The following is a 12,910-nucleotide window of genomic DNA, read 5'->3' on the forward strand; positions in this document are numbered from 1 at the left end:
AAATTTCTTAGTTGGCATCAAATATTGTCTTATGTATGTTCAACAACCAACATACCATTAACAAATTCAAGCGCATTGAGCGATTGTTTATGATCATAGAATAATACACAGGCATTAGTATTTCCTGTTCTGGAACTTGGGTACAAAATCCCATCTATACATGCACCCGTGTACTCTGCATATGTGTACCTGAAGTAATCTGTAATAATCTGAGTAGGGAGATAGTCAAAATCCTTGGGTGCGTCTCTGTTAATAGGTCGGCTAAGATCGCTAACGAACTGATGAAGAAACAAAATGGAATAAAAATGTTTTCTTCTTTGTGTGTCAAACTTGCTAGGTAAATCAGGCAAGTTAGTCAAGTCTAATAAGTAAAGACGCTCCTTGTTTTGGAACACTCCTGTAGTAACAAGTTCCTTTGCAGTATCTGAGTGATTTACAGTTTCCAAATGGCATGTCCATTTTTCAAATGCGCAATAGAACATGGAGATACCGGCAGGACTCATTCGGTTCGGAAGCGTTGCAAATTGATCGGGGGGAGATGTTAGTTGGCTTGCGGTATTTAAGGTTTCTAAAATGGTATGTTGGCGACATCTGTAAAATGACGTGCCTGGCTCCAGCCACTTGAACAGATTAAGGGCATCAATCCTAAGACCAATATCGTTCAGTATTTCTTCAACTGGTAATTCATTGAAATCTGCATCAAGTTCTTTTGGCTTTTGAAAGACATAAGGAGATTCACTTTTAACCGCCATTTTAAAATTTTCCCATTTAAAATTAAGGTCAACGTTTTCGCGGTCAGCGTATGGGTCTTGTTCGCACCAATTATTAAGACCAAAAGCATGATATATATCCTTATACAATTGATTAACATTAACGTTTAGGTTTGCGTCTTCAAACATGTCGTCTGTATCAAAAATCGAAGCACCAATATAACCTCCATCGCTCGAATCATAGCCAACACCTTCATCATCAGGATTTCCATAGAAAGCGAAAATACCTGCCTTGATGAAATAAATTACATCCTTTACAAATGCAACCTGAGTTTCGGCACCGCAATAGCTGCAAGTTCCTTCTTTACTATATTTATTTATGAATTCTTGAATTGAAGTATCTTCAATGTGGTCACCGCAAACATATTTATCATTTTTTGGTTGTAATCCGTCCAAAAGCATCTGCTCGTTTTGTTTTTTTGGTTGTCCCATCCGTTGGGCTATGTAAGGGTGTTAATGTTTTATAAAGTTAAGCATATCAGTAGGCAACATATATAGATTAATTATTTTTGTCTAGTACATAAGAATCAAAAAAAAATTGGCTGCTTTGAAAATATCAAAACTCCCTACTAGAGTATTACTAATTTTGAATAAGCTGATACTTGTATTTCAAGTATCGCCTATGAGTAAAGTAAAAGATTTTAAAGGTATCATTTCTATTGATGAAGCACTGGAGGTTTTTAAGCGTAAAGGACTGGTTTTTAACCGAGAACAAGTACGTGAAATCTTGGAATTTATGGATAAAATCGCTAAATTAGTGGTAGAAGAATACATGAAATAATATGAAGATAGCAGATTTATATATACGGGTAAGTACAGATGAGCAATCAGATAAAGGCTACTCACAAAGGGATCAGGACGAACGGTTAAGAAAGTATTGCGACTACCATAATTTAAAAATTGGACAGGTTATCTATGAAGACCATTCTGCCAAAACATTCAATCGACCAGAGTGGAAAAAGCTGCTCATTAGGATTAAAAAGCAGAAAGGCAATCAGACAGATATTATCCTCTTTACCAAATGGGACAGGTTTAGCAGAAATACGAGTGATGCTTATCAAATGATTTCCACCCTTAAAAAACTAGGGATAGAACCACAAGCCATAGAGCAGCCTTTGGATATGTCAATTCCAGAAAGTAAGATTATGCTGGCTATTTATTTAGCTACACCTGAAGTAGATAATGATCGAAGGGCTATAAACGTGATCAATGGTATGCGTAGGGCGAAAAAAGAAGGGCGTTTTATGGGTGTCGCACCTAAAGGATATGCAAACAAGATTACGGAAGACGGACGTAAATACATCGCATTGTATGAACCAGAAGCAAAAATTATGCGCTGGGCATTTGAAAAGCTGGCTGAAGGAGGATATAGCCAAGCTGAAATGTTGCGAACTGTGAATAAACAGGGATTAAAAACCAGTCGCAATAACTTTTGGTCAGCATTGAAAAATCCTGTTTACTGTGGTAAAATATATGTCCCTAAGAATAAGGATGAAGAAGGTTATTTTGTTCAAGGGCAACATAATCCATTGATTTCGGAAAGCCTATTCAACAGGGTACAGGAAGTTATAACACAAAAAAAGCCGGTCCATTCAACAAGCATTGCATCGTTGGACGAACTGCCTTTACGTGGCTTCCTAGCCTGCCCTAGGTGTAATAAAACCTTAACTGGAAGTCCTTCAAAGGGCAGAACTAAATATTATTTCTATTATCACTGCAATTCAATCTGTGGTTATCGGATAAGTGCCACAATGCTAAACAAGGCATTTATAAAGGATATTGAAAAATATAAGCCCCTAGCGGGAATGGAGGACGTTTATGTTAGTTTTATCCACTATTACTACAAAGAAAGAATGTCTGGAAAGAATGATTTAAGGAAGCAGATATTGTCGCAGATTGCTGTGCTAAATAAAAGAACAACTAAGCTTAGAGAGCTGCTTCTAAATGAAGAATTGGAAGCAGGGGACTACAGGCTAATGAAGTTTGAGAATGAAGAAAAGATAAAAAACCTTGAAAATGACCTCATGGAATTGGTTACCGATCGTACAAATGTGCCTGAGACGGTAAAACACATGATTGAAGCCTCTTTAAAAATTGTAACAGAATACTCAAAACAACCAGTTTCTTTTCAAAGAAAATTTGTGAACGCCATTTATCCGCAAAAATTGGTATTTGATAACTGTACTTATCGAACCACTAAAACCAATCCTGGAGTTGCACTTATTGCATTGATAAACAAAGAGTTGTGTAGAAACAAAAATGGGATAGAACTAGATTTTTCTAGTCTATCCCATCAAGTGATCCCGCTGGGATTCGAACCCAGGACCACTACATTAAAAGTGTAATGCTCTACCAGCTGAGCTACGGAATCAAGATTAAGGAAAATATTTTCCTTTGATTTGCTGCAAATATAGGGTTGTAGCGCCTTCCTTGCAAATTTAATTTCCATAGAACGGTTACCTGTTTGATTTCTAGCGATATTGATTTTAGAATGCTCTAAAAGGTAGCGGAAATCTTCTTTTTTGTTTCAGGTTTTTTTTAGCCATTTTTGCAACCACTAATCCTAAGCAAAGCAAGTTAAGTGCGCTGCTGATAAGAACACTATGAATAAAGCCATTTTTCTAGACCGCGATGGGGTTTTAAACCACGAGATATATGACTACATCTGCAGGGTGGAGGATTTCCAAGTATTGGAGTTTCAGATACCCATCTTAAAACGGTTTTTCGATGAAGGCTACCTACTTATTGTCATCACCAACCAAGGGGGAATTGCTTTAAAGAGGTATTCCGAAGAAGAGCTCGCAATTATGCACCAAATGCTGAGGAATGCGTTCTTAAAAAAAGGCGCCGAGATCACAGCGGTTTATTATTGTCCACATCATCCAACCGTTAGTGCCCCTTGCCAGTGCAGAAAGCCTGGCTCTAAAATGCTATTGGATGCCATTGACATGTTCGAAATCGATCCCAATCAATCCATTATGATTGGCGATAAGCCTAGAGATGTGGAAGCAGGGGAAGGTGCTGGTATAAGAGGGCTTCTTATCCAGCCAGACGAGCAGTTGGACTATTATAAAATAAAGGAAATCTTGGAGAGTTAGGTCTTTAACATGCGGGGAAACGCCATCATCTTAGGTAAAAGCAATACTGTGCTTTGTTTTTCGCGCCACGTATTTGCGCTATTTTTTTAATTTAAAGACTAGTTTTTGGGAAATGTAATTACGGCATTTAGCGTGGTTTTTTTTTGCGCAAAGTACAGCTACGAAAGGAGCTACCACCCAAATAAATAAAATAGGTAAGGGGTAAGTTGCTAAACAAATAATGAAGTTATAGTTAAGACAGATGACTAATGTTTAATTGAAATTGCTTCTAAAAAATTTAATGGTGTTTCTTTAGCGATCGGTAACAGATTACCAAAGCGATACAGGTAAGAATGCATGCCATTATAAATGGCGCTCCGGGCAAATAAATGGACGTGGTTTTGGATGTAAAATAAGCAAAGAGTCCTGTCATAAGTATAGGCCCGATAATAGACGATACACTCATCAAACCAGCCATAATGCCTTGAAGTTCGCCTTGCTCATTTGCTGCAATTTGGTTTGAAATAAGTCCTTGCAGCGCTGGGCCGCTAATTCCTGCGAGCGCATAAGGAATCATAAACGCAAACATCATCCACCCCTGGTTGGCAAGTGCAAATAGCATAAAAGCTATCGCATACAATACCATACCGATAAAGATGGACTTTTTGTTTCCAAGTTTGGGAATAATAATTCTAATCAATCCTCCTTGTACAATTGCTACTGTTAGTCCCACAAAACCCAGCGAATAAGCCACTAACTTTTCGTCCCATTTAAACTTCTGCATGGTGTAATAAGTCCAGGTGGATTGGGTAGCTTGTGCAGCGATGTACAACAGTAAAATCGAAAAAAGCAGTCCGATAAGTGCTTTATATCGGCTCACTTTCTTTAGTGCTCCCCATGGGTTTGCGCGTTTCCACTCAAATGGGCGTCGATTCTCCTTTGTCAAGCTTTCTGGGAGGATAAAATACCCATACAACCAATTTAATAAAGATAGACTGGCGGCAATCATAAATGGAACCCTTAATCCGTACCCCACCGTTAAGCCGCTAATTACTGGGCCGATGATAAATCCCAATCCAAAAGCTGCGCCAATTAAGCCGAAATTTTGAGCCCGCTTTTCGGGTGTAGAAACATCTGCAATATAGGCCGAAGCGGTAGTAATACTTGCACCGGTAATCCCGGAAACAATCCGACCTATAAAAAGCCAAAAAATGGTAGGAGCAAAGGCCAAAAATAAATAGTCTAAGCCCATGCCAAATAAAGAGATAAGTAACACTGGTCGTCGCCCAAATTTATCGCTTAGAGCGCCAAAAAAAGGTGCAAAGAAAAATTGCATAACTGCGTAAGAAAACAACAACCAACCGCCGTATTTCGAGGCGGCATTCAAATCGCCGTGAATTAAGGTTTCTATTAATTTGGGAATGATGGGTATGATCACTCCAAAGCCAATACAATCTACCAAAACGGTGATGAAAATAAAGCTTAAGGCAGATTTTTGTTTTGACGGCATGTGCAAAAATAAGATAGTAAAAGTATTGATTAATTCTTGCTTTTATGAGAACATAAGGACCAAAATCGGTTAGTAGACCAACTTTTTGACCACTCAAAACTTATCAACAATGGCATATTTAAGTAGATTTTTGTTAAATTCGCAAGGTTAAACTATTAGCTTTTTAAAATCGTTTTTTAATAACGATAAAAATATTTATGGCAGAAGATTTAGAAAATCCACAGAACGACAAAATAATTCAAATCAATATTGAGGAGCAGATGAAATCTGCTTACATAGATTACTCAATGTCGGTTATTGTATCTAGGGCTTTGCCCGATGTAAGAGATGGCTTAAAACCTGTACATCGCCGAGTATTATATGGCATGCTTGATTTAGGATTAAGCAGTTCTAAACCGCATAAAAAATCTGCCCGGATTGTAGGTGAGGTTTTAGGAAAGTATCATCCACATGGCGATGCTTCTGTCTATTTTACCATGGTACGTATGGCCCAAGATTGGAGCTTACGTTACCCGATGGTAGATGGCCAGGGAAACTTTGGGCACATAGATGGCGATTCGCCTGCGGCAATGCGTTATACCGAAGCACGTTTTTCAAAAATTGCAGAAGAAATGCTCGCCGATATTAACAAAGAGACCGTAGATTACCAATTTAACTTTGATGATACACTGCAGGAGCCTACGGTGCTGCCAGCCAAGATCCCAAATTTATTAGTGAATGGAGCCTCAGGTATTGCAGTGGGTATGGCCACAAATATGGCTCCGCACAATCTAACTGAAGTGATAGACGCGACCGTTAACTTTATCGACAATAGAGACATTACGATAGAGGAGTTGATGAAGTTTGTGAAGGCACCAGATTTTCCAACAGGAGGGATTATTTACGGATATACCGGTGTTAAAGAAGCTTTTGAGACTGGAAGAGGCCGCATTGTAATGCGCGGAAAGGCCGAGATCGAAAATGTAAAAGATAGAGAAGTTATTATTGTTACAGAGATACCTTATCAAGTAAATAAGGCGCAGATGATTGAGCGTACCGCAGAGTTGGTAGGTGACAAAAAGCTCGAAGGCATTTCCAACATAAAAGATGAATCGAATAAAGATGGCATTAGGATAGTTTATGAGATAAAACGCGATGCGAATGCTGCGATTGTATTAAATAATTTATACAAATATACTGCGCTGCAAACTTCATTCAGCGTAAATAATATTGCTTTAGTAAAGGGCAGGCCGCAAATGCTCAATCTAAAAGATTTAATTTTTCATTTTGTAGAGCACAGGCATGAGGTGGTTACACGCCGTACCAAATATGAGCTTGCCGAAGCCCAAAAGCGTGCACACATTTTAGAAGGATATTTAATTGCTCTAGATCATATTGATGAGGTTATTAAATTAATTAGGGCATCTAATACACCAGAAGATGCAAGAGTTGGCTTGATCGCCCAGTTTGCGTTGAGTGACATCCAAGCTAGGGCCATTTTGGATATGACTTTGCGTCGTTTAACCGGATTAGAGCGTGATAAGATTAAAGAAGAGTATGCAGAACTGATGAAAACCATCGAATATTTAAAATCTATTTTAAGCGACGAAGGCTTGAGAATGGAGATTATAAAGGGTGAGCTATTAGAGATCAGAGAGAAATATGGCGATGCACGAAGAACTTCTATTATTCATTCTGCTGAAGACATGAGCATGGAGGATTTTATCGAAGACGAAGAAGTGGTCATCACGATTTCTCGTGAGGGTTATGTAAAGCGTACGCCTGCAACAGAATTTAGGGCACAGGGTAGGGGTGGAAAGGGTGCTAAAGGCAGTACTTCTAGAAATGAGGACTTTATAGAGCACATGCTTATCGCCTCCAATCATAATTATATGCTGTTCTTTACAGAAGCTGGTCGATGTTTCTGGCTAAGGGTTTATGAAATTCCTGAAGGATCTCGAACTAGTAAGGGAAGAGCAATTCAAAACATCATTCAAATACCGAAAGAAGAAAATATTAAGGCTTATATAAAAGTAAAAAATCTGAAGGATAAAGACTATTTAGAAAATAACTTTATTATTATGTGTACTAAGAAAGGAGTTATTAAAAAGACTTCTTTAGAGGCCTATTCCCGTCCGCGTGTTAATGGTATAAACGCCATAAATATAAATGAGGACGATATGTTATTAGAAGCTTGCTTAACTACGGGAGAAAGCGAAATTGTTATGGCACTGAAATCTGGAAGAGCCATTAGATTTAACGAAAGTACTGTTAGACCCATGGGCAGGACTGCCACAGGCGTAAGAGGAGTGAGGTTGGCCAGTGAGCAAGATGAGGTTATTGGCATGATTGCTGTTAATGATTCGGAGACGACAGTTTTGGTGGTATCAGAAAAAGGTTACGGAAAACGTACCGACATAGATGATTATCGAGTGACAAATAGGGGTGGAAAAGGTGTAAAAACGATAAACATTACTGAAAAAACTGGATCACTAGTTGCCATAAAAGGCGTAACGAATCAAGAGGATTTGATGATTATCAACAAATCGGGGATTGTTATCCGAATTGCTGTTGCAGACTTGAGGGTAATGGGTAGAGCAACACAAGGCGTTCGGTTGATTACGTTAAAAGGTGAGGATGAAATTGCTTCCGTTACAAAGATAGATCATGAAGAAGATGCAGAAACTGATTCTGACGCAATTGCGGCAGCTGATGTAGATGTGCTCGAAACACCTACTGAAGATGCAGATGGCGATGATGAAGACAATATTGAAGAGGACAAAAATGCTGAAGAATAATTAAACAAATAAACAACAGAATAACACTATGAGAAAATTAATTTTAAGCATCTGTTTTGCTATTGTCGTGAGTTTTGCTTTTGCCCAAAAGGGGGAAATCTCCGATGCGAAAAAAGGTTACGATGTGTTCCAAGCGGTTGGTCGAAATTTGCCGCTTGATAGAAAATTAGCTTCGCTTAAGGAAGCACTAGCACACGCAGTTACAGCTACTGAAAATGAGAAAACGAAAGAATCTCCTGAGGCTTGGACTTACAAGGCATTGATAACATCTTCCATCGCAATATCAGATACTTTGGATAACGCAAACGCGGACGCAAACTTGAAACTTGCCGAAGATGCCATTGTACAAGCAAAGAAATTAGATACAAAAGGAGAATTAAAAACGCTTATTTCCGATAGCGAAAAGAATGTATCAATTGCCACTACGAATGCTGCAATTATAGCTTACAACAAAAAGGATTTTCAACGGGCGTTTGATAAGTTCTACAGAGCCCAAGAAATAAATCCGAATGACACCTCATCTGTTCTAAACGCCAGTATTATGGCTAAGGCATTAGATAATTATCCTAAAGCGATAGAGCTTTCTAAGCGTTTGTTAGCGATGAATAATCCTCAGAGTGAAGGCATTTACAATGACATATTAAATATTCAGCTTAAAAATCAGAAGGATACTGTTGCCGCGTTGGCCACAGTAGCGGATGCAAAGGCGAAATTTCCTGATAATATAGGATTTATTACAACCGAAGCAGATATTTATATTAGGAAAGGAGAAATAGACAAAGCTGAATCTTCTCTGTTAAAGTTGGTTGAAAAAGATCCAAAAAACGCGCTTTATCAAGCAGCCCTAGGGAATGTATACTTGCAACAAGCGTATAAAAAACAAACTGACCTTGGGAATATAGATCAAATAAAGAAAAAAGCAGAATACACAAAGGCTAAGGCAGAACGCGATGGTTTAGTTGACAAGGCGATGCCATTTTATTTGAAGGCCACTGAGTTGGATCCAAAAAATCTTTCGGCTTTAGATGGTTTAAAAACCATTTATTTCTTTAAAAATGATACAAAAAACTACGAAGCTACCAAGAAAAAAATAGAGGAAGCTGGCGCAGCTAAGCAGTAATAAAAATTTGGAATTGTAAAAAAGAGCTCTAATTAATTTTTGGGCTCTTTTTTTTTGTATATTTTTACAAAAATTAAGTTTAACGTTAGGCCTTCATGAGAAAAATTGCAACAGTTTTTTTATCCATAATCATTTTTATTTCTGTAAATGCGTTTGCACAAAAGACTCAAATACTAATTGCAAGGAATGCGGTGGGTAAATTACAGCTATCAATCGTAAATAAAGACGATAGAAAGAAACAACTTGATCCCATTAAGGAGGGACTTAAAGCAATCGAATCTGCTGAAAAAGATAAAAAAACCAAAGATTGGGCAGAAACTTGGGCAATCAAATCTTACTTAAATTCATATGCTTCAATTATTGAAACAGATGGAAACGCATCGCAAAATTTTTACAACACCGCAGTTGATGCTGTTAAACAAGCAAAAAAATTAGATCGATATGATGATAATTCTGGGTTAATAAGAGCTTCTGACCATAATTTGTTAATCAAGAAGCAAGACATAGGCAATCAGTACTTTGTTGACAACGATTTTAAATCTGCTTTAACCAATTTAAAGGAAGTTAGTGATCATTTTCCTGCCGATACCACACTCGCTTTAAATACGGCGATTTGCGCCATAAATTTACAGATGTACGACGATGCAATGACTTATTTTAAACGAGCTGCAGAAAATGGGATTAAAAATCCAGCCGTTTATCAAAAAATGGCGCAGATTTACGCTGCCAAATTCGACGATAAAACTGCGGTAACCACGTTAGAGACAGGATTAACACTTAACCCTCAAAATAGTGTTTTAACGAATGATTACATCAATCTACTGATAGATAATGAGGATTATCCGAAAGCCCTTGTTCTTATTGATGGCCAGATACAAGCAAAACAGGGAGATAAATTATTGTATTATCTGACTGGCTATTTACAGCAGTCTGCAGGGAGCAAATCAAAGGCCATCCTCTCATACAATCAGGCCTTAGAAAAAGATCCAAATTATTTTGATGCAATGTATCAACTTGGACTTGCATTTATAGAATTAGGAAATAATGAACTAACCAGTAACGATCAAGATAAAAGCGAAAAATATAAGTCTTTTATTAACCGAGCAGAAATTGCCTTGGAACATGCGAATGAGATAGATCCAAACAATAAAAAATGTGTCCAACTGCTCATTGATATTTACACCAGAAAAAACGAACTAGACAAAGTTCAGGCACTTAAAGCAAAATTGCGGGAATTTTGAACCATAACAATTTAGAGCGATAAGGTATCATCCCAATTCAGTAGCTGTATATAACATAAAAGTGATTCGACCTATTTGAAAATACAAGTATTAAACAATCAACTTAACATAATATTAATTATAAGACAAATAGTATCATCAAATTGGGTTGACTAAAATATAGAAGTTATGCCCAATCAATTCCCTTTTTTAAAAGCTGTAAAGTTTTATATTCTTCAGAATCCCTCTTTGGTTCGAAATTGTAAATCCAATTTGCCTGAGGCGGCAGACTCATTAAAATTGATTCAATTCTGCCATTGGTTTCCAATCCAAATTTTGTGCCTGAATCATATACCAAATTAAATTCTACATAACGACTTCTCCGTTGGAATTGCCAGTTTTTTTGCGCCTCCGTAAATTCAGTGCTCTTATTAAGATTAATAAGTTCCGTGTAAACGGGTGCGAAAGTTTTTCCGACGGATACGGAAAATTCTAAAATCTCTTCCCAAGAAAGAGCTGTATTTTCTGGTTTCAATCTATCATAAAATATTCCCCCAATACCTCTAGTTTCGTTTCTATGTTTGATGAAAAAATAGTCGTCAGCCTGTTTTTTAAATTTTGGATAAAAATCATGGTGAAAAAGATCACAAGTTGACTTTAGTTGTTGGTGAAAATATTTTGCTTGTTTCTCTACAATATAATGCGGTGTTAGGTCGATTCCACCTCCAAACCAACGCATATTGTCATCTAACTCAAAATACCTAATGTTCATATGAATAATTGGTACCATCGGACTTTTTGGGTGGATAACGATCGAAACGCCTGTTGCAAAAAATTCATCTTGAGTGACCCCAAATGCTTTTTTCATAGCTTCAGGTAAAGTGCCATGAACTGCAGAAAAATTAACTCCGCCTTTTTCTATTACTTTACCATTTTGCATGATTCTCGTGCAGCCTCCGCCACCACCCTCCCTTTCCCAATTCTCATCTTTAAAAATCCCATCTCCATCTGCCAATTCAAGCGCATTACAAATCTCGTTTTGTATCGCTTTGTATTTTTCTGCAACCTTATCTTTAAAATCATCCATTCATCCACATTTTGTACAAACCTAGCCCAATTTGAGGTGTTAAGTTAAGTTTTCTTTCTATTATACAATAAATTGACAGGTCGATAAATTAACTTATCTCCAAATAATCTAAGTCTTTATTAAAGCTCTCTTTCAATTTACTTAAAGCAAACATGGCTATTGCGGTAAGCAATCCCATTACAATATAGGCAGCGGTAATGTTGCTATATTTTTGAGCTAGAAAAACAAAAAGCAAATTAATAGGAATAAGCGCTCCTCTAACAAAATTCGGTGCAGTGGTTGTTACAGTTGCACGGATGTTGGTACCAAACTGTTCTGCTGCAATGGTTACAAATGTAGCCCAATAACCCACAGAAAAACCCATAAATAAACAAAGCCAAATGAACGTATTGGAAGTTAACCCGTAACTATTAAGGTACACAACCACACTTATCACACTAATAATGTGGAAGATAAAAACTGTTTTTTTTCTAGATTTCAGAATTTGGGCAAGGAAGCCAGTCACTACATCACCGATTGCAATGCCAAAATACGTAAACATAATGCCTTTACCCGCATCTAGTGTTTCTTTTGCGCCAAGTTCCATTCCAAATTCTCGACATAGAGTGATTAACACACCAACTACAAACCATAACGGGACGCCGATAAGAATACAATACAAATATTTTAAAAATCTTTTCTTATCAGAGAAAAGCATGAAAATGTCTCCTTTTTTTACGTGCTCATTTTTGATAATGTCTTTAAACATTCCTGATTCGAATGTTCCCAATCTAAGCACTAATAGAACAAGGCCCATACATCCGCCAACAAAATATGAAGTTTGCCAAGTAAAATTTTCAGCAACCGTAGCAGCTACCGCCGCGCCGAATAACCCAACGCCTGCGACAATCATAGTGCCGTAACCTCTTTTATTTTTGTCCATCGTTCAGCCACAAGGGTTATGCCGGCACCCAATTCTCCTGCTAATCCAACCCCTGCAAAAAAGCGTATCCAGGAGTAACTCTCTACTGTGGTGGCGAATCCATTTGCAATGTTGGCCAGAGAGTATAATAAAATAGATCCAAACAGCACTTTTATACGACCTAATCTATCTCCTAAAATACCCCACAAAATCCCGCCTAAAAGGAGGCCGAACATTTGATAATTGATAATGTGGATGCCTTCCGATCTTAAATTCGCCGCACTAACTCCTATGCTCGTTAAACTTTGTACCCTAACAACAGAAAATAAAACTAGGTCATAAATATCTACAAAATAGCCTAGTGCTGCCACAATCACTAAAAAAATAACATTTCGATTTTGCTTGGCTTTATCGCGCATTTGGTTGTCAGTTAACGGAGCCCAAACTA

9 protein-coding genes, 1 tRNA gene and 1 pseudogene are annotated in these 12,910 nt (G+C 37.6%); 6 read left to right on the forward strand and 5 right to left on the reverse strand.

The genetic code is table 11. The annotated features are described in order from the left end of the window. Positions 1 to 29: 29 nt before the first annotated feature. Entirely contained in the window at positions 30 to 1,202 is a 1,173-nt protein-coding gene (locus tag ACVWYG_RS10845; protein ID WP_457270240.1) for a HEPN-associated N-terminal domain-containing protein, read from the reverse strand. A gap of 190 nt (positions 1,203 to 1,392) precedes the next feature. Here ACVWYG_RS10845 and ACVWYG_RS10850 point away from each other — a divergent pair, with 190 nt between their 5' ends. Together ACVWYG_RS10850 and ACVWYG_RS10855 are read left to right on the forward strand one after the other, a co-directional pair. Further along, positions 1,393 to 1,551, forward strand: coding sequence for a hypothetical protein (locus tag ACVWYG_RS10850; protein ID WP_457270241.1), 159 nt, complete (start codon positions 1,393 to 1,395; stop codon positions 1,549 to 1,551). Between the two features lies 1 nt (position 1,552). After that, a complete protein-coding gene (locus tag ACVWYG_RS10855) occupies positions 1,553 to 3,115 on the forward strand; it encodes a recombinase family protein (RefSeq protein ID WP_457270360.1) in 1,563 nt (520 codons plus the stop codon). Here the strand turns inward: ACVWYG_RS10855 and ACVWYG_RS10860 are convergent. Beyond that, a tRNA-Lys gene (locus ACVWYG_RS10860) sits at positions 3,069 to 3,141 on the reverse strand. The two genes, ACVWYG_RS10855 and ACVWYG_RS10860, sit on opposite strands and share 47 nt — an antisense overlap. 232 nt (positions 3,142 to 3,373) lie before the next feature. Between ACVWYG_RS10860 and ACVWYG_RS10865 the strand changes: the two genes are divergently transcribed. Beyond that, positions 3,374 to 3,868, forward strand: coding sequence for a D-glycero-alpha-D-manno-heptose-1,7-bisphosphate 7-phosphatase (locus tag ACVWYG_RS10865; RefSeq protein WP_457270242.1), 495 nt, complete (start codon positions 3,374 to 3,376; stop codon positions 3,866 to 3,868). Between the two features lie 277 nt (positions 3,869 to 4,145). Here ACVWYG_RS10865 and ACVWYG_RS10870 read toward each other — a convergent pair whose 3' ends face one another. Further along, positions 4,146 to 5,357, reverse strand: a complete 1,212-nt coding sequence (locus ACVWYG_RS10870; RefSeq protein WP_457270243.1) for a TCR/Tet family MFS transporter — start codon at positions 5,355 to 5,357, stop codon at positions 4,146 to 4,148. Positions 5,358 to 5,554: 197 nt separating this feature from the next. Here ACVWYG_RS10870 and gyrA point away from each other — a divergent pair, with 197 nt between their 5' ends. From gyrA to ACVWYG_RS10885, 3 genes are all read left to right on the forward strand, one after another. Beyond that, entirely contained in the window at positions 5,555 to 8,134 is a 2,580-nt protein-coding gene (gene gyrA / locus ACVWYG_RS10875; RefSeq protein WP_457270244.1) for a DNA gyrase subunit A, read from the forward strand. 28 nt (positions 8,135 to 8,162) lie between these two features. Beyond that, positions 8,163 to 9,254, forward strand: a complete 1,092-nt coding sequence (locus tag ACVWYG_RS10880) for a tetratricopeptide repeat protein (protein WP_457270245.1) — start codon at positions 8,163 to 8,165, stop codon at positions 9,252 to 9,254. Between the two features lie 95 nt (positions 9,255 to 9,349). Further along, positions 9,350 to 10,495 carry a tetratricopeptide repeat protein gene (locus ACVWYG_RS10885; RefSeq protein ID WP_457270246.1) on the forward strand — a complete coding sequence of 382 codons (1,146 nt, stop codon included), beginning with the start codon at positions 9,350 to 9,352 and terminating at the stop codon, positions 10,493 to 10,495. A gap of 166 nt (positions 10,496 to 10,661) precedes the next feature. On the opposite strand, the gene hemF is transcribed toward ACVWYG_RS10885, so the two are convergent. Next, positions 10,662 to 11,561 carry an oxygen-dependent coproporphyrinogen oxidase gene (gene hemF, locus ACVWYG_RS10890; protein WP_457270247.1) on the reverse strand — a complete coding sequence of 300 codons (900 nt, stop codon included), beginning with the start codon at positions 11,559 to 11,561 and terminating at the stop codon, positions 10,662 to 10,664. Positions 11,562 to 11,649: 88 nt separating this feature from the next. Beyond that, positions 11,650 to 12,881: pseudogene (locus ACVWYG_RS10895) on the reverse strand (MFS transporter). Positions 12,882 to 12,910: the final 29 nt, after the last annotated feature.

The organism is Pedobacter sp. UYEF25, assembly GCF_054061655.1.